20 protein-coding genes and 1 pseudogene are annotated in these 22,358 nt (G+C 43.2%); 20 read left to right on the top strand and 1 reads right to left on the bottom strand.

Features of this window, described 5'->3' with window-relative positions:
* The 13 genes from CAG58_RS02130 to rfbC form a co-directional block, all read left to right on the top strand.
* Nucleotides 1–1,078 (top strand): glycosyltransferase (locus CAG58_RS02130; RefSeq protein WP_161439692.1); only part of this gene is annotated, 1,078 nt, incomplete at its 5' end.
* 31 nt (nucleotides 1,079–1,109) lie between these two features.
* Nucleotides 1,110–2,216: a GDP-mannose 4,6-dehydratase gene (gmd, locus tag CAG58_RS02125; RefSeq protein WP_161426523.1), complete on the top strand. Its 1,107-nt coding sequence runs from the start codon at nucleotides 1,110–1,112 to the stop codon at nucleotides 2,214–2,216.
* Nucleotides 2,217–2,225: 9 nt separating this feature from the next.
* On the top strand, nucleotides 2,226–3,191 hold the full coding sequence (gene fcl, locus CAG58_RS02120; protein ID WP_161426522.1) for a GDP-L-fucose synthase: 966 nt from the start codon (nucleotides 2,226–2,228) through the stop codon (nucleotides 3,189–3,191).
* 11 nt (nucleotides 3,192–3,202) lie between these two features.
* Nucleotides 3,203–3,667 (top strand): GDP-mannose mannosyl hydrolase, encoded by a 465-nt coding sequence (locus CAG58_RS02115; protein ID WP_161426520.1) that lies wholly within the window; start codon nucleotides 3,203–3,205, stop codon nucleotides 3,665–3,667.
* A gap of 16 nt (nucleotides 3,668–3,683) precedes the next feature.
* Nucleotides 3,684–5,090, top strand: a complete 1,407-nt coding sequence (locus CAG58_RS02110) for a mannose-1-phosphate guanylyltransferase/mannose-6-phosphate isomerase (protein ID WP_161426519.1) — start codon at nucleotides 3,684–3,686, stop codon at nucleotides 5,088–5,090.
* Nucleotides 5,090–5,836, top strand: coding sequence for a glycosyltransferase family 2 protein (locus CAG58_RS02105; RefSeq protein ID WP_161429591.1), 747 nt, complete (start codon nucleotides 5,090–5,092; stop codon nucleotides 5,834–5,836). The genes CAG58_RS02110 and CAG58_RS02105 overlap by 1 nt, the downstream gene beginning before the upstream one ends.
* A 4-nt stretch (nucleotides 5,837–5,840) precedes the next feature.
* Entirely contained in the window at nucleotides 5,841–7,253 is a 1,413-nt protein-coding gene (locus CAG58_RS02100; protein ID WP_161429590.1) for a phosphomannomutase, read from the top strand.
* 219 nt (nucleotides 7,254–7,472) lie between these two features.
* Nucleotides 7,473–8,804, top strand: coding sequence for an MBL fold metallo-hydrolase RNA specificity domain-containing protein (locus tag CAG58_RS02095; protein ID WP_161429589.1), 1,332 nt, complete (start codon nucleotides 7,473–7,475; stop codon nucleotides 8,802–8,804).
* Between the two features lie 114 nt (nucleotides 8,805–8,918).
* Nucleotides 8,919–9,929 (top strand): NAD-dependent epimerase, encoded by a 1,011-nt coding sequence (locus tag CAG58_RS02090; protein WP_161429588.1) that lies wholly within the window; start codon nucleotides 8,919–8,921, stop codon nucleotides 9,927–9,929.
* Nucleotides 9,930–10,053: 124 nt separating this feature from the next.
* Nucleotides 10,054–11,166 (top strand): dTDP-glucose 4,6-dehydratase, encoded by a 1,113-nt coding sequence (rfbB, locus tag CAG58_RS02085; RefSeq protein WP_161425936.1) that lies wholly within the window; start codon nucleotides 10,054–10,056, stop codon nucleotides 11,164–11,166.
* 77 nt (nucleotides 11,167–11,243) lie between these two features.
* A complete protein-coding gene (gene rfbA, locus CAG58_RS02080; protein WP_161425935.1) occupies nucleotides 11,244–12,170 on the top strand; it encodes a glucose-1-phosphate thymidylyltransferase RfbA in 927 nt (308 codons plus the stop codon).
* Nucleotides 12,167–13,060 (top strand): dTDP-4-dehydrorhamnose reductase, encoded by an 894-nt coding sequence (gene rfbD, locus CAG58_RS02075; protein WP_202598173.1) that lies wholly within the window; start codon nucleotides 12,167–12,169, stop codon nucleotides 13,058–13,060. The genes rfbA and rfbD overlap by 4 nt, the downstream gene beginning before the upstream one ends.
* Nucleotides 13,047–13,595 carry a dTDP-4-dehydrorhamnose 3,5-epimerase gene (rfbC, locus tag CAG58_RS02070; RefSeq protein WP_161425934.1) on the top strand — a complete coding sequence of 183 codons (549 nt, stop codon included), beginning with the start codon at nucleotides 13,047–13,049 and terminating at the stop codon, nucleotides 13,593–13,595. The genes rfbD and rfbC overlap by 14 nt, the downstream gene beginning before the upstream one ends.
* Before the next feature lie 91 nt (nucleotides 13,596–13,686).
* Here rfbC and wecA read toward each other — a convergent pair whose 3' ends face one another.
* Nucleotides 13,687–14,760 carry a UDP-N-acetylglucosamine--undecaprenyl-phosphate N-acetylglucosaminephosphotransferase gene (wecA, locus tag CAG58_RS02065; protein ID WP_161425933.1) on the bottom strand — a complete coding sequence of 358 codons (1,074 nt, stop codon included), beginning with the start codon at nucleotides 14,758–14,760 and terminating at the stop codon, nucleotides 13,687–13,689.
* Between the two features lie 1,063 nt (nucleotides 14,761–15,823).
* Here wecA and CAG58_RS02060 point away from each other — a divergent pair.
* From CAG58_RS02060 to CAG58_RS02030, 7 genes and pseudogenes are all read left to right on the top strand, one after another.
* Nucleotides 15,824–16,156 (top strand): hypothetical protein, encoded by a 333-nt coding sequence (locus tag CAG58_RS02060; protein ID WP_158137660.1) that lies wholly within the window; start codon nucleotides 15,824–15,826, stop codon nucleotides 16,154–16,156.
* Nucleotides 16,157–16,254: 98 nt separating this feature from the next.
* Nucleotides 16,255–17,943, top strand: a complete 1,689-nt coding sequence (locus tag CAG58_RS02055) for a polysaccharide biosynthesis/export family protein (RefSeq protein ID WP_161426018.1) — start codon at nucleotides 16,255–16,257, stop codon at nucleotides 17,941–17,943.
* Nucleotides 17,944–18,735 carry an ABC transporter permease gene (locus CAG58_RS02050; protein WP_161426017.1) on the top strand — a complete coding sequence of 264 codons (792 nt, stop codon included), beginning with the start codon at nucleotides 17,944–17,946 and terminating at the stop codon, nucleotides 18,733–18,735.
* A gap of 14 nt (nucleotides 18,736–18,749) precedes the next feature.
* The gene (locus CAG58_RS02045; RefSeq protein WP_202598172.1) at nucleotides 18,750–19,394 is read left to right on the top strand and encodes an ABC transporter ATP-binding protein; all 645 of its coding nucleotides are present in this window, start codon (nucleotides 18,750–18,752) and stop codon (nucleotides 19,392–19,394) included.
* Nucleotides 19,391–20,476: a chain-length determining protein gene (locus CAG58_RS02040; protein WP_161426015.1), complete on the top strand. Its 1,086-nt coding sequence runs from the start codon at nucleotides 19,391–19,393 to the stop codon at nucleotides 20,474–20,476. Before CAG58_RS02045 ends, CAG58_RS02040 begins: the two co-directional genes overlap by 4 nt.
* Before the next feature lie 66 nt (nucleotides 20,477–20,542).
* Complete coding sequence (locus CAG58_RS02035; protein ID WP_161439691.1) at nucleotides 20,543–22,045, top strand: capsular polysaccharide export protein, LipB/KpsS family; 1,503 nt, start codon at nucleotides 20,543–20,545, stop codon at nucleotides 22,043–22,045.
* A gap of 197 nt (nucleotides 22,046–22,242) precedes the next feature.
* Nucleotides 22,243–22,358 (top strand): annotated as a pseudogene (locus tag CAG58_RS02030) (IS110 family transposase); the annotation flags it as partial.

Raw genomic sequence — 22,358 nt, 5'->3', positions numbered from 1 at the left:
GGTTATATCTTTTTTTATTACAAAGTTTCAAAGAAATGAAAATCCATCAAAGGTTTCTTTAAACATATTTGGTTGCGGTTATATTCGTTCAGTGGTTATGCGTTCTGAGTTGTTACACATTCACTGGATCAATAATGAAACGCTGAGGATTAAGGATTTTACATTATTGTCAAATAAAAGCTTAATAACGTTGCATGACGAGTGGTTTTATTGTGGTGCTGAGCATCATGCTCTTGATGATAAAGCTTATGAACGAGTCGTGAATGGTTATTTTAAAAAAAACAAAAACATAAAATGGCTTGACGTTAATCGTTATGTTTGGAATGTTAAAAGAAAATATTACCCTGATTTAAAAGGTGTTATTTTTACTGTTCCATCAAGCTGGATGAAATTGAGAGCTAAAAATAGCTATCTTCTTAAAGATAAAGATATACGTGTTGTCCCTAATCCTATTAATACTAAAAAATTTAAGAGGAGTGATGAACCTGTAATGATAGATGGAATATCTAAGGGTGATTTTGTTATTTTATTTGGTGCTGTAGATGGTAATGCTAGTTGGATTAAAGGGTTTGATTTATTAACTGAAGCGATTCATATTTTCTCTCAAAACCTTGAATCTTTGGATAAAATAAAAATTGTTGTTTTCGGAGGTAAAGAGAAAAGATTTGGTGAGATCAATGGAATTCAGTCTATTGAATTGGGTCATATTTCATCAGAAACATATTTATCGAAAGTATATTCTTCTGCAACTGTAACTATTGTACCATCAAGAGTTGAGTCATTTGGTCAGGTTGCAGCTGAGAGCCTTAGTTGTGAAACTCCAGTGGTAGCATTTAATCATTCGGGTTTAACTGATATCATTCAGCATAAGGTTAGTGGATATTTGGCGGAGCCGTTTTCTCCCCAATCGCTTGCCGACGGAATATTCTGGTATTATAACTTGGATGACCTAGAGAAAGAAAAAATCAAGTTTAATGCTCGAAAGCATATAATAGAAAATTTTAGTGAAGATGTGGTTAGAGAGAAATTTATGGCCCTATATAATGAAATTGAAGATAAGTTAAAGAATAGTTGTTAATTAAGTAATTAAGGAATATGAAGTGAGTGAAATAAGAAAAGCACTAATTACCGGTATCACCGGCCAAGATGGCTCATACCTAGCAGAGTTTTTATTAGAAAAAGGCTATGAAGTCCACGGTATTATCCGCCGTGCCTCTTCTTTTAATACCGAGCGTATCGACTCTGCGATTGCCAACTCTAGTAATATCCATCTTCACTACGGTGACTTAACCGATTCGTCGAATCTGATTCGCTTGGTGAAAGAAATTCAGCCTGATGAAATCTACAACTTAGGCGCAATGTCACACGTAGCCGTCTCTTTTGAGTCACCTGAGTACGCAGCGGATGTCGATGCAATGGGCACTATTCGCCTATTAGAAGCAATACGTATCAATGGCTTAGAGAAGAAAACCCGCTTTTATCAAGCATCAACTTCTGAGCTGTATGGTGAGGTGCAAGAGATCCCGCAAAAAGAAACTACACCATTTCATCCACGTTCTCCTTATGCAGTCGCAAAGATGTACGCTTATTGGATCACGGTCAACTATCGTGAATCTTACGGCATGTATGCGTGTAATGGTATTTTGTTTAATCATGAGTCGCCACGTCGTGGTGAAACCTTCGTGACGCGTAAAATTACCCGTACGATTGCTAATATCTCTCAAGGTTTAGAGCAATGTTTATATCTCGGTAATATGGATGCACTGCGCGATTGGGGCCACGCGAAAGATTATGTGCGTATGCAATGGATGATGCTGCAACAAGACGTGGCCGATGATTTTGTCATTGCAACCGGGAAACAGATTTCAGTTCGTGAGTTTGTGCGTATGTCTGCCAAAGAAGCGGGGATTGAACTAGCCTTCTCTGGTGAAGGTGTCGATGAAATTGCCACCGTAACTGCGGTTGATACGGATAAAGCGCCATCGGTCAAGGTAGGCGATGTGATCGTCCGTGTTAGTCCGAAATTCTTCCGTCCTGCAGAAGTCGAAACACTGTTGGGTGACCCAAGTAAAGCCAAAGCCAAGTTAGGCTGGGTGCCTGAAATCACGGTTGAAGAGATGTGCGCTGAAATGGTTGCGGCAGATATTGATAAAGCCAAGCAACATGCCCTTTTAAAAGCGCATGGTTTTGATGTGGCTATTTCTTTAGAAAACTAAGCGGTATTGATTGTGAAAAAACGAATTTTTGTCGCTGGCCATAATGGTATGGTAGGCTCAGCAATTGTACGCCAACTCTCAGCTCGTGATGATGTTGAGATTATTACTCGTTCACGTAGCGAGTTAGATTTACTCGATCAAGCTGCAGTGAATCAATTTTTTGCTGCTGAGCGAATTGATCAAGTTTACCTAGCGGCGGCTAAAGTAGGTGGTATTCATGCCAATAATGTTTACCCTGCTGAGTTCATTTACCAAAACCTTCTCATGGAGTGCAATATTATCCATGCTGCACATCAGAATAACGTTCAGCACCTGTTGTTTTTAGGCTCTTCATGTATTTACCCTAAACTAGCAGAACAACCGATGACAGAAAGCGCCTTGCTGACTGGAATGTTAGAAGCGACTAATGAACCTTATGCGATTGCTAAAATTGCTGGTATTAAACTGTGTGAGTCGTATAACCGTCAATATGGTCGTGATTATCGCAGTGTGATGCCAACCAATTTGTATGGTGAAAACGATAACTTCCATCCTGAAAACTCTCATGTCATTCCTGCGTTAATGCGTCGCTTTCATGAAGCCAAACTTCGCGGTGATGCTGAGGTTGTCGTTTGGGGAACGGGCACGCCAATGCGTGAGTTCCTTTATGTCGATGATATGGCCGCCGCGTCTGTGCATGTTATGGAGCTAGATAATGAAACTTATCAAGCACATACCGAGCCGATGTTATCGCATATTAATGTTGGTACAGGAGTCGATTGCACGATTCGTGAAATGGCCGAAACCATGGCCAAGGTTGTTGGGTTTAACGGTCAAGTGATCTTTGATAGCACTAAACCTGATGGCACGCCACGCAAATTAATGGATGTATCACGCTTGGCGGCTTTAGGTTGGCGTTATCAGGTTAACCTTGAACAAGGCCTAACGAAAACCTATCAGTGGTTTTTAGCTAATCAAGATAGCTTCCGAAAATAGGCTAGGGATCAATGCAACGATTAGATAAAGAAACGTTTAAAACTATCGTTGCCTCTACGCCACTGGTTTCTATCGACCTGATTATTCGCAATAGCTGTAATCAGGTTTTATTAGGATTAAGAACTAACCGTCCTGCACAAGGGTTTTGGTTTGTTCCCGGGGGGCGGATTGGCAAAGATGAAACCTTTGAACATGCTTTCTTGCGTTTAACTCAACTAGAGCTTGGTTATCCGATTCCCCTCAACGAAGCGAGTTTTCTTGGACCTTACCAACATCTCTACAGTGATAATTTTTCGGGTACCGATTTCTCTACTCATTATGTGGTGTTAGGTTACCAACTTAAATTAGATCTTGATTTGCAAACGCTACCCGTAGAACAGCATCAAAACTATCAGTGGTGGGATGAGCAAGAGTTGATCAATTCTGATTTGGTGCATCGTAATACTAAAGCGTATTTTTCAGATAACTATAAATAAAAAGTAGGTAACGGTTATGTTATTACCTGTCATTATGGCGGGAGGCTCAGGTAGTCGCCTTTGGCCGCTCTCACGCAGTTTATACCCTAAACAATTTATCAGCTTAGCCAGCGATAAAACCATGTTACAAGAAACCTTACTTCGCCTCGAAGGGATAGAGCATGAGGCTCCGCTGTTAATTTGTAATCAAGAACATCGCTTTATTGTCGCAGAACAATTGCGCCAACAAGGTTTACAACATGGTGGAATTATTCTTGAACCCGTTGGGCGTAATACCGCCCCCGCTATTGCTTTAGCTGCTCTGCAAGCGATTAAAGGAGGTGAAGATCCACTTTTACTCGTTTTAGCTGCTGATCATGTTATTCAACAATCTTTTGCTTTCACTCAAGCTGTCAAAGCGGCGATCATACCTGCAGAACAAGGTATGTTGGTTACTTTCGGTATTGTCCCGACCGCAGCAGAAACGGGCTATGGTTATATTAAACAAGGTGAGTCAATTGGCGAATCAGCCTATCGCGTCGCTCAATTTGTCGAAAAACCCAATCTTGACACTGCCGAGCAATACCTTAGTTCTGGTGAATATTATTGGAACAGTGGCATGTTCTTGTTTAAAGCGTCGCGTTATTTAGCCGAGCTAAAAGCCCATCGCCCTGATATTTTAAAAGCCTGTGAATTGGCCATACAAGGCGCAAGAGCCGATCTTGATTTTATCCGTGTCGCAGAAGATCAATTTTCTGCATGCCCCGATGAATCGATTGATTATGCGGTGATGGAAAAAACTCAAGATGCACTTGTGGTTCCGATGGATGCTGGTTGGAGCGATGTTGGTTCGTTCAACGCTTTATGGGAAGTATCTGAAAAAGATTCAGAAGGCAACGCGGTTGTTGGTGATGTAATGCTTGAACAAACCCGTAACAGTTATGTGTATGCGCAGAACAAATTGGTTTCTACCGTTGGGGTTGATAATTTAGTCATTATTGAAACCAAAGATGCCGTATTGGTCGCCAATAAAGATAAAGTACAAGACGTCAAAAATATTGTTAACCAATTAAAAGCACAAAATCGCCGTGAATGTGAGCAGCATCGTGAAGTGTACCGCCCTTGGGGGTCTCATGATGAAATTGCCGAAGGTGATCGTTTTCATGTCAAACATCTTAAAGTCAAGCCGGGTGAGAAAACGGCTTTACAAATGCATCATCATAGAGCTGAGCATTGGGTTGTTGTACAAGGTACGGCCAAAGTTACTAATGGTGAGAAAAGCTATTTAGTCAGTGAAAATCAATCCACTTACATTCCTCTTGGTTCTGCTCATCGGATTGAAAACCCAGGAAAAGTTGATTTGCATTTGATTGAAGTTCGTTCGGGAAGTTATCTGCAAGAAGACGATATTGTCCGTTTAGAAGAATACGGTGTTGGTTACTAATGAAAGTGACGATTATTACTGCCACCTACAATAGTAGCCAAACGATAGCAGATACGGTGTGTTCTTTAGAAAAGCAAACCTACCCCGAGATTGAATATATTATTGTTGATGGTGCTTCAAAAGATGACACCTTACAGGTTATTGAACAGAATTGTTCACGGGTTAGTAAGATTATTAGCGAACCAGATCGTGGTATTTACGACGCACTCAATAAAGGTATTCAAGCGGCAACTGGCGATATTGTTGGCTTTCTGCATTCTGATGATTTGCTGGCTTATCCCGAGGCGATTGCCGATATAGTCAGCATCATGCAAAAAAAACAGTCTCAAGCCGTCTATGCTGATTTAGAGTATGTATCAAAAGACGATATCAGCAAAACGGTTCGTTTATGGACATCCGGTGACTATCAAAAACAAAAGTTACTCAATGGCTGGATGCCACCACATCCGACTTTTTATATGAGACGAGAGTGCTATCAATCTTTCGGTGTTTTTGACCTGTCCTTTAAAATATCAGCCGATTACGATTCTTTACTGCGTTATCTTTGGGTAAACAGTATTTCTATGAGTTATTTACCTCATGTGCTCATAAAAATGCGTGTTGGTGGGGCTAGTAATCGTAGTTTGGGCAATATTTATAAAAAAAGCTGCGAAGATATTAGGGCCTTAAAAAATAATCAGCTTTTTTGGCCGAAAGCTTTACTAATCAAGAATATTTCAAAAATTCCGCAATTTTTTAGAAGATAATATTATGCTTTTTACTCATACTACGATTCAACAGTCCGGTATCCAATTTGGTACTAGTGGTGCACGAGGCTTGGTGACTCAATTTACCCCGCAAGCGTGCGCAGCTTTCACTCACGCTTTCTTAGCCAGCTTGCAAGGGCATTTTGTATTCCAGCAGGTTGCTATTGCGATTGATAACCGCCCAAGCAGCCCAGCCATGGCGCAAGCGTGTATTGCTGCGATTGAGTCACAAGGCTTAGAGGCCGTCTACTACGGTGTTGTTCCAACCCCCGCACTAGCTTATGTGGCAATGCAGCAAGCTATCCCTTGTATCATGGTCACTGGCAGCCATATTCCCTTTGATCGTAATGGCCTGAAGTTTTACCGCCCTGATGGTGAAATTACTAAAGCCGACGAACAAGCCATTTTAACTGCGCAAGTGGAATTTGCTTTGCCAGAAACGCTCCCTGCTTTAGTCGTCAATCCACAAGCTGCTGAACTTTATATTGAGCGCTACACCATCTTGTTTGAAAGCGATTTTCTGGCGGGTAAACGCATCGGTATTTATGAGCACTCCAGCGCAGGGCGCGATCTTTATCAACCTCTATTTACTGCACTAGGTGCTGAAGTGATTTCGCTTGAGCGCAGTGATGAATTTGTGCCGATTGATACCGAAGCGGTATCGGAGGCCGATAAAACCAAAGCCAGAGCGTGGTCACAACAGTATCAACTGGATGCGATTTTTTCTACTGATGGTGATGGCGATCGGCCACTAGTGGCTGATGAAAACGGCGAATGGCTGCGTGGGGATATTCTTGGCGTGCTGTGCGCACAGGCCATGAACATGCAAGCGCTGGCGGTGCCAGTCAGCTGTAATACGGTGATCGAGTCGATTCCACAATTTAGTAAGGTATCGCGCACTCGTATTGGCTCACCGTATGTCATTGCCGAGTTTGCTGAGCTGGCTAAACGGTATGACGCCATTTCTGGTTTTGAGGCCAATGGCGGCTATCTGTTAGGTTCTGATGTGCAAATTAATGGCAAATCACTGAAAGCGCTACCAACACGTGACGCGGTATTACCCTTCATTATGCTGCTTTCTGCAGCGAAAGAATTGGGCATTGCTGTATCAGTAGAAGCCCTGCCTAAACGTTACACTCATAGCGACCGTATTCAAAACTTTGCCACTGAGAAAAGTTTGGCAATTTTAGAGCAAGGCAAAGAATATCCTCAACAGTTGCTTAAGCGGTTAGGTTTTGAGGGACTTGAGGTTGAGGCTGTCGATCTCACCGATGGGTTAAGATTAACACTCTCTGATCACAATATTATTCATTTACGTCCATCAGGTAATGCTCCAGAACTGCGTTGCTACGCTGAGTCGAATTTGATGGAAACTTCCCAAAAACTTGTTCAACAAGTTTTAGAAAATATACGTTAAACCTAGAGGTTTTGATTTCATCAGAAATGTTTATTCTGATGATCTTTGGCTGCTCTTCTTTCATCATGGCGTTAGAAGAGCTGATACTTAGTTTGCCGCTATTTCTGTATCTTGCTTTCTTTCCTGCCAACTGCCTCGAATTTTCTTTTTCTCTCCATCTTGTTTTACATTCATTATGCTAGTGTTTGCTTATTAATTGTTCTGAGTAAGGCAAAGGATATGCAAATACTTCATCACGGCGGTAAAAATACGGTTACCGGTTCTTGTCATGAGTTGCGCGTCGATGGTGTGGCAGTGCTGATCGATTGTGGACTGTTTCAAGGTAAAGATGCGACGGATGTTGCGTTGGACTTTCCAGTCGAGCATATCGATGCGCTGATTGTGACTCATGCTCATATTGATCATATTGGCCGTATACCGTGGTTGCTAGCAGCTGGTTTTACAGGGCCGATTTACTGTACGCCAGCCAGTGCAGAGCTGATCCCATTAATGTTAGAAGATGGGCTTAAATTGCAATTGGGCCTCAATCGCCAGCAAATTCAGCAAGTATTAGCCATTATCAAACAGCGATTACGACCCTTTTGCTATGGTGAATGGGTAACCATTTCGGGCTATGGTCAGGCTCAGGCGTCACTGCAACTTCGCTTTCAACCGGCTGGACATATTCTAGGTTCCGCTTATGTTGAGCTTCGTTTAGCCAACGGTGAAGTGGTTGTGTTTTCAGGCGATTTAGGGGCGAGTAATACGCCATTACTGCCTGACCCGCAATCGCCGCTGCGAGCCGATTATCTGATCATTGAAACCACTTACGGCAACCGTAATCACGATGATGTGGCTGGCCGCGCTGAGAAGTTACGCGAAATCATCCAACGCTCATTAGAAAATGGCGGCACGATTTTAATTCCTGCTTTCAGTGTTGGCCGTACCCAAGAGCTATTGTTTGATATTGAACGCTTGATTTTTGAGCACAAAATTGATGCCGATCTGCCGATTATTCTTGATTCACCGATGGCTCAACAAGTCACCCAATCGTATCGCCGCTTCAAAGCACTATGGGGAGAAGAGGCCAAGCAGCGTTTAGAGATGCATCGTCATCCGCTGGCTTTCGATCAGTGTATACAAATTACTGATTATCGAACTCATCAGGCCCTAGTCAATCATCTCGCCTCAACCGGTGCTTCCGCGATTGTGGTGGCCGCATCGGGGATGTGCCAAGGCGGGCGAATTGTTGAATATTTAAAAGCCTTGCTGGGAGATGAGCGTACCGATGTGATTTTTGCCGGCTTTCAAGCGGAGGGAACCCTGGGTCGAACCATTGCCGAAGGCGAAAAATCGATTTGTATTGATGGAGAAGAGATTGACGTTAAAGCCAGTATTCATGTGATGTCGGGTTATTCCGCTCACGCGGATCAATCTGAATTACTCGCGTTTATTAAAGGCATCGACCAACCGCCAAAGGAAATACATTTGATTCACGGTGAACGTTCAGCTAAGCAAGGTTTTGCTCATGCTTTAGAAATGGCTGGGTTTAATGGCGTTGTAATCACTTAGCTTTAGCGGTTTAAACTTTAAAACGCTTTGGCGTGAATTTATCCTCATGATAATATTTTATCGTTAACGTTTAGGTTCAATGGCGACCTACTCGACGCTTCGAAGGTAAAATTTATGAAATTTCTTGTTACGGGTGTTGCTGGATTTATTGGCAGTCGGGTCGCTGAAGTACTTATCCAGCAAGGACATCATGTTATCGGTATCGATAATAATAATGATTATTATGATGTTTCTTTAAAGCTTGCTCGCCTTAAACGAATTGAGCATAACCATTTTACTTTCATTCAACTTGATATCGCCAATCGTGAGGCGGTAGAAGCGCTCTTTATTCAACACCAGTTTGATAAAGTGATTCATCTTGCTGCGCAAGCGGGTGTGCGCTATTCCCTTGAAAACCCGCATTCCTATGCAGACTCTAACTTGGTTGGCCACGTCAATATTTTAGAAGGGTGCCGCAATACTAAGGTCAAGCACCTTGTTTATGCTTCTTCCAGTTCCGTTTATGGATTGAATAGTAAAGTCCCTTTCAGTAGCTGTGACTCGGTGGATCACCCAGTTTCTCTTTATGCTGCAACGAAAAAAGCCAATGAATTAATGGCCCACTCATATTCACATCTTTATGATCTGCCTACCACTGGGCTGCGTTTTTTCACGGTTTATGGTCCGTGGGGACGGCCTGACATGGCACCGTTTATTTTCACGAAAAAGATTCTTGAAGGCGATCCGATTGATATCAATAACAATGGTGATATGTGGCGAGATTTTACCTATATCGATGATATCGTAGAAGGGGTTGTGCGCGTTGCTGATGTTATCCCTCAGCGCAATAATGCATGGACAGTAGAACAAGGTCAGCCAAACAGCAGTTCAGCACCTTATGCGCTGTATAATATTGGTCACGGCAGTCCAATTAACTTAATGGATTTCATTCAAGCCATTGAAACTGAACTTGGTATTGAAGCGAAGAAACATTTCCGCGGTATGCAACCGGGAGATGTCTATCAAACCTATGCGGATACTACCGATCTGTTTGCGGCTACAGGCTATCAACCACAAGTTGGAGTGCAAGAAGGTGTCGCTAAGTTTGTTGCTTGGTATCGTGAACTTTATCGGGTAGGAAAGTAAATTAGTGCCTAGGACCTAGGTCCTAGAACCCAGAACTTAACCCCCCCGCCATCTTATTTATTCATGACCAACGTGATAAAAAACGTTATCCTTGCACTTATTCTGTTTATAAAACCAACGTCATATGAAGCTTTTGATCACTGGTGGTGCCGGATTTATTGGTAGTGCCGTTATTCGTTACTTATTAGCCAACACCTCTCATCAGATTATTAATGTCGATAAATTAACTTACGCTGGAAATTTAGCATCTCTTCCGGGGGCTGCGCATAATCCTAGCTATATCTTTGAACAGGTAGACATTTGCGATATTGATGAATTAAAACGGGTTTTTTGTACGCATCAACCAGATGCTGTTATGCATTTAGCGGCGGAGTCACATGTTGATCGATCCATTGATGGCCCTGCGGCATTTATTCAAACCAATATTGTCGGTACGTTCAATTTATTAGCCGTAAGTCGTGATTACTGGTTGGCACTGGAGCCCGCTAAGCAAGTTAGGTTCCGTTTTCATCATATCTCGACCGATGAAGTATATGGAGATTTACCTCACCCAGACGATCTTGAGCATGATGAATGTTTAATTGCGAATGATCAATTAAACATGAAAAAGCTTCCCCTGTTCACAGAAACAACAGCTTATGCTCCTTCTAGTCCATATTCCGCTTCTAAGGCCGCGAGCGATCATTTGGTCCGTGCTTGGGGACGTACTTATGGTCTGCCCATTTTAGTGACTAATTGTTCGAATAATTATGGTCCCTACCAATTTCCTGAAAAATTGATCCCTCATGTAATTTCAAATGCGTTGGCTGGTAAGCCATTACCAATTTATGGCAATGGGTTACAGATTCGAGATTGGCTCTATGTTGATGACCATGCTCGTGCACTCTATCAAGTGTTAGTGAATGGTAAGATCGGTGAAACTTACAACATCGGTGGTCATAACGAGAAGCCAAATATTGAGGTGGTTAAAACCATCTGTTCTATTTTGGATGAATTAGCCCCAATGGCGGAAAGCCTACCCGAATTGAGTAGGCAGCAGTCAGTGCCTAATCGTCGTTATTCATTACTAATCACTTATGTCACTGATCGCCCTGGTCATGATCGACGCTATGCTATTGATGCCTCAAAAATTGAACGTGAATTAGGCTGGAAGCCTGAGGAATCTTTTGAGTCAGGCATTCGTAAAACAGTAGAATGGTATTTAAATCATCGTGAATGGCTAGTCGCTAATCATTAATGGTTAAAGTAAATCGCTAATAAAAAAGCTCACTCGCATTGTCAAAACTGCATAGCCGAATCATAAGAAGTCAATAAATGGAACTCAACACTCAACATTCAGCAGTAAACCCTCAACACAATACTAAGGGTATTGTGCTCGCTGGCGGATCTGGCACTCGGCTTTATCCGCTAACGCGTGGTACGTCAAAGCAGATGCTGCCTATTTACGATAAACCGATGATCTATTATCCCATCTCTACGTTAATGTTGGCTGGGATTCGAGAAATACTCATCATCACGACATCAGAAGATCAAGCCAGCTTTCAGCGTTTACTAGGTGATGGCTCAGACTATGGTATTGAATTGAGTTATGCGATACAGCCTAGCCCCGATGGATTAGCACAAGCGCTACTAATCGGTGAGTCTTTTATCGCTGGGCAATCGGTTTGCTTAGTGCTGGGAGATAACGTTTTTTATGGGCAATCATTTTCACAAACTTTAAAAAAGGTGGCTCAACGTCAGCATGGAGCAACAGTATTTGGCTATCAAGTTAAAGATCCAGAACGGTTTGGGGTGATTGAATTTAATGAGCGGCAAAAAGCCGTCTCGATAGAAGAAAAGCCTCAGTATCCTAAATCAGATTATGCGGTAACCGGGCTCTATTTTTACGATCAGCGAGCGGTAGAGTGGGCTAAGCAAATTCAACCTTCACAACGTGGAGAGCTAGAGATCACCGATCTCAATCAACGATATTTAGAGGATGGATCGTTAAATGTCGAGTTACTCGGGCGTGGTTTTGCATGGTTAGATACCGGAACTCATGAAAGTCTCCATCAGGCTTCGTCTTTTGTGCAAACCATAGAAAATATTCAAGGATTAAAAGTGGCTTGTTTAGAAGAGATTGCATGGCGTAATGGGTGGTTAAGTGATGAATGTATGATGCGTATCGCCAGCAGCATGCTAAAAAACGATTATGGGCAGTACTTAGCGAAGCTGGTTCAAGAGCAGAAGAAAAAATCATGATTAAAGTAGTGATAACTGGTAGCCAAGGGCAGGTTGGTCGGGCATTGGTTCGTTTATTGAAGCAAGAGAAAACCATCCAGCTTTTCGCTTATGACAGCGAGCAGTTAGATATCACTAACCAACGGTTGGTTGAAGAAAAATGCCGTCAAATCGTACCTGATGTTATTATTAATGCCGCCGCTTTTACCGCCGTAGATAAAGCAGAAAGTGACACTGAGGCATGTGATGCGGTCAATCATCATGCAGTGAAATATTTAGCGTTAGCTGCTCAACGGCATCAAGCTCTATTGATCCATATCTCCACCGATTATGTTTATGATGGTACTAAAGCAGATCCTTATCTGGAAAGTGATCGCCCTAATCCGCAAAGTGTTTATGGCTTGAGTAAATTAGCCGGCGAGCAAGCGATTCAAGCATGCTGCGATAACTATATGATTATTAGAACCGCTTGGGTTTTTGCTGAGCAAGGTAGCAATTTTGTTCGTACCATGCTTAAGTTAGCGAAAACGCGTTCGGAACTATCCATTGTTGACGATCAATATGGTGGGCCGACTTATGCGGGTGACTTGGCACAAGCCCTAGTGAGTATCGTGCTTAGTTATAGTCAAACAGGGAAGTGTCAATCTGGTATTTATCACTATTCCGGTTTGCCTCATACCAGTTGGTATGGTTTTGCTGAGGCGATTTTTAGCAAAGCACAGCAACAAGGAGTGCTTGAGAAGCGTCCCATTATTCATGCTATTACTACTCAGCAGTATCCAACTCCGGCTAAACGCCCAGCTAATTCTCGCTTAGACTGTTCGTTGATTGAACGTCAATTTTCAGTAACCCCAAGCGACTGGCAACAAGCGCTTAATAACTTATCAGTGTACTTAAATGAAGATTATTAATACCTCAATTCCAGACATAAAAATTATTGAGCCTCAGATCTTTGGTGATGAGCGCGGTTTTTTTATGGAAACCTGGAATCAACAAAAATTCGAGCAGCAGGTAACTCAGCAACCGACTTACTTCGTGCAAGATAACCACTCTAAATCCAAACAAGGTATTTTGCGAGGTTTGCATTATCAAGTTGAAAACACACAAGGGAAATTGGTTAGAGTCATCTCAGGTGAGGTATTTGATGTTGCGGTTGATATCCGTAAAAACTCACCAACCTTTGGTCTGTGGGTAGGTACTTACTTAACCGCTGAGAACAAACGCCAGTTATGGATACCAGCAGGGTTTGCCCATGGTTTTTATGTTACCAGCCCAGAAGCGGAGTTTGTTTACAAGTGTACAGATTATTACAACCCATCGGCGGAGCGAGCGATAATCTGGAATGATCCTGAATTAGCGATAACTTGGCCATTACTTGGTGGTGAGCCTTTACTATCAGAGAAGGATAAAATGGCGCAGCGGTTAGCTGATGCACTGTTGTTATAGCTATTCAGTTGGCGCATATGAGAGTTGTGTTTTCCTAGGACCTAGGTCCTAGAATCTAGAACCTAGAACCTAAAAACCCCTTCCGGCACGTTTAATGCTCCACAGCCTCACCGATATCTTTTCCCAATAGTCGCTTTACCCAGGCGGTGATTCTCCATACGTAGCTCAACATGACAAAGTAAATAGCGAAGCAGGCCATAAAGCTATAAAACATCAACGCTTCACTGATATTGGCTTTCTCTCCATAAATGCCAAAAGCCGCAAATAAACTGGCTATGCTACAAATAACCAATAATGTTTGATGTGACGTTAACCCTAAGCGCTGAAAGATATGGTGTAAGTGCTCACGATCGGGTTTAAAAGGAGAGTCGCCGCGACGAATTCTACGGATCATGATGGCAGCCATATCCATTAATGGTACAGCAATAAGCCACAAAGCCGTCACGGGACGAATTAAAGGTCGGCTCTCGATCTGGCTTACCCCTAAAAGCATCCAAATCACCGTAAAGCCTATCATCATACTCCCCGCATCGCCCATAAAGACCTTGCGCTGTCGACCACAAATACCTAAGTTCATGCAGATATAAGGCAGCATGGTGACAATAATCACTACACATAAGTAAGCAAGACCATGCTGGCTATCAATGTTAAGTAAAAAGGCCAGTGCTCCGAAGGTAACAATGGATAAGCCGCCCAATAGACCATCGATACCATCGACCATATTAAAAGCATTGATCGCCCCGATAACCGCCATAACGGTCACGACAGTTCCAAACCAGCCAAGATAAATATCACCAAAGCCTAATATATTGCCAAGATGATGCATTTCTATCCCAGCAACGTGGATCATGATTAAAGAAAGCAGAACTTGAACGCCAATTCTTACTCGTACACTGAGATCAAATTTATCATCCAGCGCACCAATAAAAGTCAGTAACAGAATCGAAAACAAATATAGCCAGCTGTGTTGGATCATCTGCGGTTGGATGATGAGAACGACGGCTAAAACGACGCTTATGGATAGGCCTCCCACCAAAGGAACTGAACCTTGATGAAGTTTTCGTGCGTTTGGCTTATCGACGAGGTTGATTAAAAAGGCGAACTTTCGCATCGTAAATAAAACAGCAAAAGAACCTAAAAACAACAAGATAAGATTAATAATCATAGGCAGCCACTGTATGAGTTATAGGTTTTATTGCATTTATTGTAGAGCAATAATCTGAGTTTACGTTACTAAATCATCGTTCCAGAGCATGATACTGAGCGATCTAGCACATCATGGGGTCATTCTAGACGATAAAAGGAGCAGAACCAAACGATTGCTACTAAACGAATTCCCTCTTCCTACTTGAAGTGTCAGTGGTGTTGGTTATGGGGTGTTAGCTGAGTTTATTCCTCTTAATCATATCTCTACCATGCTCATTGAAAGTCGCTCATTGGCCGCCGATCTGCCACTCCAAGTCGTTTGGCTATCGATTGCCGATAAGGCAGTTTGCGTAACAAATAGTCATTTTTTATTGATTAGTGAATATAAATAAAGCCAAAAGGCCATCGTTTTTAATAGCAGCGATCTGGTTTATATGTGACCCGTAATTGATAATGTGGTAATTAGTTGGCGATCATTAAATAATGAAAGGCCATTATGAATGGGAAATTAGTGTGCAATTTATCAATTACTCTGTTTGCTTAATGAAAATGTTACTTTTATCCAAAAATGACTCAATGGAATGTCGTTCGGTTAAAAAAAATGCATTTTTTATTGATGAATCGCACGTTTTAAGTAATATTGTCGGCCTTGTAGGAATTGGATTACAAGCACCGTTATAAATAAACCGTTAACCAGGTTTTTGATGAGTGCAGTCAACATTAATGATGGATTTTTGCGCAATGTGGATAAGCGTGTCTTTCAACGGGCGGTAGCTTTCCTTTTTGAGTAACAGTTTGTTTCATAAGCTACTTTTGATTGAAGTTTAATCCATTTACCTCCTAAGCATAGAAGCATTTCTTATAATGTCAAAAAACAGAATAGCGTACACATAATAGAGTGGATCTCAATTCACGGTTATCGGTAATTTACGCTGTTTGGGACAAAATATAATAATAAAATGCAGCTTAAATAATAAAAACATCAATTATTGTTTATCGACAAAGTCGGTCAAATAATAACCAGTCAGTTTAGTTAAAATAACATCGGCTTACTTTTTATGATATCAACGAAAACCCTCTTAGTGACTGCTAGTCTCAGTATCTTCATTACTGGTTGTAGCAGTTATCCTCGTTCTATTGAAGATCAATATAGCCCTGCGGCTGGTCAGCCTATACATCAAATTATTTATTTACCTGAACTGGCCAAGCAGAGTGTGCAATCATTAATTGAGTCTGACTCCCCCTTAGTACTTTCTTCCTTAGCTGATGCTCCTACGGTGCGTGTTCGTGAATCGTTCACTTCTGCCGTTGGTCTTGCTTGTTTGCGTGTTGAATCTCTAACGCCTTCCGATCGTCATAATCTCTGCCTTTACCCACAAGGTTGGGGAGTTGTGCGTGATTTTCGTAACGATTAATCCGTAAGCGATATCTCGTTAAACACTTTCTCTACTTTTGTTTCTAGCATTGCCATTGATTGGTGAGATAGGCGTGCTTCGCGCAAGGATTCTTTTGAATGAAAAAAAAAATACTATCGATTATCAGTTGTGTTGCCTTTGTTGTTGCTCCTCAAGTCAGTGCTTTAACTCAAGCAGAGCTAGCGAAGGCGGCTCAGGCACAAGGAAATAGCGTACCCGTTGATGACGCAGCCCGTAGCCAGTGGCAAAGCACACATTATGGACCGATACAAAGTCAGCAGGTTGGACCAACAGAGCAAGAGCAGTCGATTAAACCTTTCGCTGCAGAGTTGTTTCAAGGTGGATTTCGTGGTTTACGTTCCGATGGCTTGAATGCTAATTATCGCCTACTGCCTGGTGACCAAGTCACCTTGCGAGTGTGGGGCGCGGTCGAGATTGATCGCGTATTACCCGTTGATGCACAAGGAAATATTTTTATCCCGACCGTGGGGCCAGTAAAAGTACAGGGCGTCACTCATAGCCAGCTAAACCAAGTCGTGTCTGCGGCCATTCGTCAAACCTATTCTAAACAGGTTAAGGTTTATACGAATTTACAAGGCGTTCAACCGGTGTCTGTTTTTGTGGCTGGTTTTGTGAAAAGCCCAGGCCGTTATAGTGGTGTACCAAGCGATTCTGCCTTGATGTTTTTAGATCAAGCTAATGGTATTGATGATCAACTCGGTAGCTATCGTAATGTCCGTTTATTACGTGATGGAAAAGTGCTCGCTGAACTGGATTTATACCAATACATGCTCCATGGTGAGTTGGCGCATCCACAACTACAAGATGGCGATACCCTATTGGTCGCACCGCGTGGTGCCAGTGTTTTAGTCACGGGAGATATTGGTCGTCCTTACCGTTTTGAGCTACCACCCCAAGCACAAGGCATGGCCATTTTAGAACTGGCTCAGCTTAGTCCTGCGGTAACCCATGTCTTACAACGTGGAACGCGCAGCCAAAATCCGATCGCTCACTATCTCACTTTGAATGAGTTCAAGCAGCAAACCGTTGCTAACGGTGATGAATTAGTGTTTGTCGCTGACAGTAAAGATCAGCAAATCGTTGTCCAGTTAGAAGGAACGTTTGCTGGGCAATCGAACTTTGTGTTACCGAAAAATACCACGTTAATGGAGCTGCTCAACAGTGTTGCCATTAACCCGATGGAAACCGATTATCGTCAAATCTCGTTACGCCGAGTGTCGGTTGCTGAGCGCCAAAAACAGGCGTTAGAAGAAAGCTTACGTCGTCTTGAAGCTACTTACCTAGGCGCGCCATCATCAACCGCAGAAGAATCTGCGATCCGAGTCAAGGAAGCGGAGTTAATCAGCCGCTTTGTGCAACAAGCGCGCCAAATTGAGCCTGACGGTACCATGGTTGTGACCAGCCAAAATCAACTCGTTGATGTCCGCCTGCAAGATGGTGATGTGATTACGCTACCTAAGCGCAGTAATACCGTGATCATCACTGGAGAGGTATTTGTGCCTAAATCGGTGGTCTACTTAGCGGGACGTAATGTGCTGGATTACATCGATTCAGCGGGTGGCTTTAGTCAGCATGCGGATAAAAAGCGGATTTTGATTGTTCGTCAAAATGGTGAAGTGCTAGCGGCGAGTGACGCTGCGGTTCAACCTGGCGATGAGATCCTCGTTCTGCCAGTCGCGAGTACCAAAAATCTGCAGTTAGCAGCCACCTTAACGCAAATTTTGTATCAAGTGGCGATCGCTGCCAAGGTTGTGTTGGATCTATAAATGAGTTATCACCCGCGTCATCCGTTTAAAATTTGCTTAAGTGTCTGGCACGCGCTCTTTATGCGTGAAGCCATGGCGCGGATGACCGCCGATCGCTTTGGCTGGACTTGGATCTTAGTTGAACCGGTTCTGCATGTGATAATCATGATTTCCGTGCGGCAGTTACTTGGTCGTGTCCGCTACATTCAAGGGGCAGATTTTATCCCTTGGTTAATTGTTGGCATTATTACTTTTTTCATCTTTCGCGATGCCATGTTACGTAGCATGAGCGCGGTTCGCTCTAACCGCGCCTTGTTTGCTTATCGGCAAGTGTTACCGATAGACACCGTGATCGTGCGTTCATTATTAGAGTTTTGCTTACGTAGCGTGATCTTTGTCATTCTTATCTTCGGCATGCGGTTTCTTGGTTATTATGCCGCCCCTGATGAGCCTTTCATGGTGATTGTAATGTGGTTCTTGGCTTGGGGAGTGGGGTTAAGTTTTGGTTTGGTATTGTCTGTGTTTGCCACTATGGTCGAAGAAATAGAAAAGATCATCCGGCTTTTTACCTTTCCACTCTATATGCTTTCTGGGGTATTACTGCCGATTAAGTTCTTCCCTTATGAGCTACGCCCTTGGTTATTGTTAAACCCAATCGCCCATGTATTAGAAATGATGCGACATGCCTTTTTTGATGGCTATTACATGATTCCCGGTATCAATCCTTTGTATCCAATACAAGTGATGCTGTTTTGCGGATTATTAGGTTTAATGCTGCATGTGCGTTATAAAATTCGGTTGATGTCGGCATGATAGAAGTTAAAAACATGTCCAAACGCTACCACGGTCCGTTTGGTAGTAATTGGGTGTTAAAAGACGTCAACTTTACTATTCCACGTGGTGTCAGTGTCGGGGTTGTGGGTAAAAATGGCGCTGGTAAATCGACTTTATTAAAACTGCTGTCTGGAATGGATATGCCAGATAAAGGCACTATCGAGCGAGATTGTAGTGTCTCGTGGCCGATTGGTCTTAGTGGTGGTTTTCAGCGCAGTATGACCGGCAGGCAAAATGTTAAATTTGTTGCCCGTATTCATGGCGGCGAAGAGCGCATTGAACAAATTATCAACTTTGTGCAAGAGTTTGCTGAAATCGGTAAAGCCTTTGATCAGCCGATCCGCACCTATTCAAGTGGCATGAAAAGCCGTTTAGCATTTGGCTTATCCCTCGCGTTTGATTTTGATGTTTATTTATCTGATGAAGCAACCGCAGTGGGCGATAAAAGCTTTCGCGCCAAAGCTACCGAAGCGTTCCGCAGCCGAATTGGTCAAGCCAGTATTGTCATGGTCTCGCACAGTGAAGGGATTTTAAAAGATCTATGCCAAGCAGGGCTGTGGATTCACAAAGGCAAAGCGATTTGGTATGACGAGCTTGAACACGCCATTGCCGATTATCATAAGAGTATTAAAAAATGAAAGTTGTATTTCGCAAGCATCTCCAGTGGCTGGTTTGTTTTGCTGTGATCATGCTGGTGGGAATTTATTACGCCTTTATCGCCACCGATCGTTACGTCTCGCAAGCTAATATTGTGCTGCGTAGTCCAGAGATTATGCCAACAGGATTCAGTGTTTCATCCTTGTTATCGGGCACCAGTGGTGCAGGGGATTTACTGCTACTTAAAGATCACCTTGAGTCAGTGGACATGGCTTTAAAACTGCAAAAAAAGCTCGATCTACGTCAGCACTATTCGCAGCCTACCATTGACCGTATTGCTCGTTTAAGTGACGTTAATGCGCCACTAGAAAAATTTTACCGTTATTTAAATAAGCGTATCACGATTAAGTTTGATGATTACGCCAAAGTGTTGCGAGTGCGGGTAGAGGCTTACACTCCTGAAATGGCACAAGCCATAGCGCAAACCTTACTCGAAGAAGGTGAGCGACACATGAACTTAATGGGTAAGCGCCTCGCGGAAGAGCAGCTTAAATTTATTGAGGTACAAGTCGCGGATATGGCGCAGCGAGTGGAGGATGCTCGCGAAGCCTTGCTCGAATATCAAGACGCACATGGTTTGGTATCACCCACTGGAACCGTGGAAGGTATTTTTACCATCATTTCAAAACTGCAAGCCCAACTTGCGGTGACGGAATCACAGCGCAATGCATTAAGTACTTTTCAAAATCCGCGATCACCAGAAATGCAGCGTTTAAGTAGTGAAATCAAAGCATTAAAGTCACAGATTGCCCAAGAGCAAGCCAAGTTAACCATGGAGCATGGTAACGCCTTAAACCGCATTTCAGCCGAATATCAAACTCTAGAGATGCAGGCCAAATTTGCTTTAGAGCTATATTCGAATGCGTTAATTGCTTTAGAAAGCACCCGAGTGGAAGCGGCGCGCAAGCTCAAGCAAGTCTCGGTTTTACAATATCCGACGCTGCCTGAGTTCTCCACTGAGCCACGCCGCTTACATAACTGGGTGGTATGGAGCTTAATGAGTGTGTTCTTCTTTGCGATTGTTCATTTAGCGCGAGCGATTATCCGTGACCACCGTGATTAACTGGTTTAATAATCCTTTAGCTAGATAGATAAAAACCAGATAACTTGGCAAGGAAGTATCATTTGTATGGTCCGCTTATTTCGCCACCGCTCAGCACAAAGGTTAGTGTGGCCAGCTCCTAGCGCGCCGAAACGCCGCCAAGGCAAGCAAGCATTAATGAGTGTTATCAAGCCGCGGCAATTGCCAGATAATCAATTATCAGATAATACGCTGCCTTGGCAAGCGCAGCATCAGGCATGGCTTGAGCAGATCCAGCACAGCCAATTGAGTGTATTTGCTCACACTTATCTGCCTATAGAGTCGCAGAGCCCTCCGGCGTATGTGCTGTGGGTGCTTGGCAAACAACCTTGTGCGAGTCACCTATCGCAAGCGGTAATGACTTATGCCAAATCAATCAATTGCCTGCTTTACGTGATGGTTGAGAGTCAGAATAGTGGCGAGTCCGATGCTCAGTTGGCCCGTCATCAGCGGGCTGGTCAGTTGGCAAGTGCTGAGGTTTATTGGCTTGATCAATTTGCTGACAAAGGCCGCTGGTTACGCGATGCGCAAATGATTATTACGGATCAATGGCTAACCACCATTGAAGCGGCCATTTATCGAAAACCGCTGATGGTTTATGGTCAGGTTGCACAGTGTTTGCAGGCGTGGACACAGTCAGACGCAGCATTGCCGGCGTTACACAAGATTGAGTGGCATGATTGGCAGCAACAACAGTTACTGTTGGCGACCTGGTTTAGTCCGCATTGCCAGGTATGGCATCCTGAATCACAGCAGTCATGCTCAGTCTCCCAAGCCATCGCATGGCTTGAGGTACAATTTGCTGCCCGTCGGCGTTTACCGGCAAAGGTTGGCTTTTTGGCGGTGAAACGTTTTTGGCGAGCCAGCTTTAATGCTTTTTTCCAAGGCTGTCAGCGCCAGTTTGTAGCTCAGCCACAAGCATTACATCCAGAGTGTGTGCCTGTGTTATGGGGTAATCGCACTCGATTTGCGCAGGGGACACAACAAGTATTAAGAGTTGAAGATGGCTTTCTTCGCTCGGTGGGTTTAGGGGCGTTATTTACCCGCCCATTATCTTGGGTGGTGGATGACCTTGGCTTGTATTTTGATGCCACCCGCCCTTCACGATTAGAACACTTTTTACAACATCATAGCTTTACCCAGGACGAGTGCCAGCAAGCAGAGCAATTACAGCAACAACTGCTGCGCGCAAACCTAACTAAATATAATACCGGCCAAGGTGATTGGCAGCCGGTAAACCGCGAACAGACCATGATTTTAGTAGTAGGACAAGTCGAAAACGACGCCTCCATTGAGTTTGGATCGCCAATAATAAAAACCAATATTGATTTATTACGTCAGGTTAGAAGAGAAAATCCCCAGGCTTATCTTCTCTATAAACCGCATCCCGATGTTGTGGCTGGTGCCAGAGCGTCTGGAAGAAATGAATCACTGGCTCACCAATACTGTGACCAAGTGATCACCCATATTGGCATCGACCAACTTTATCCTCATATGGATGAAGTGCATGTCATCAGTTCATTAGCAGGCTTTGAAGCCTTGTATGGATAATAACTAACGAATCAGGGTAAAGTGAGACCCAGACTTTAGCTGCAACTAAAGTTCTCTATCTGATAGTTCGATTGAAGTGTGGCTCCTCTATCGAGAGACCGATAACAAGAGCGAACGTCAGATAGAACTCCAAGCACCACACTCGAATAGTCTTCTGGGTCTCGAACCCGCATTTAGCAAGCAAGAGTTAGCTTATTATGAATACAAATACACTGCAAAACATTAATGTCGGCGTTGATACCGGCAAGTCACAATTAGATATCTATATCCGTCCTCTCGATATCTATTTTAATGTCTCCAATGATGAAAAAGG

The sequence above is a fragment of the Vibrio sp. V31_P5A7T61 genome, from assembly GCF_009904895.1.
In the GTDB taxonomy this organism is placed as follows: Bacteria; Pseudomonadota; Gammaproteobacteria; order Enterobacterales; family Vibrionaceae; genus Vibrio; species Vibrio metschnikovii.
This window is presented reverse-complemented; position numbering and strand designations above follow the sequence as displayed.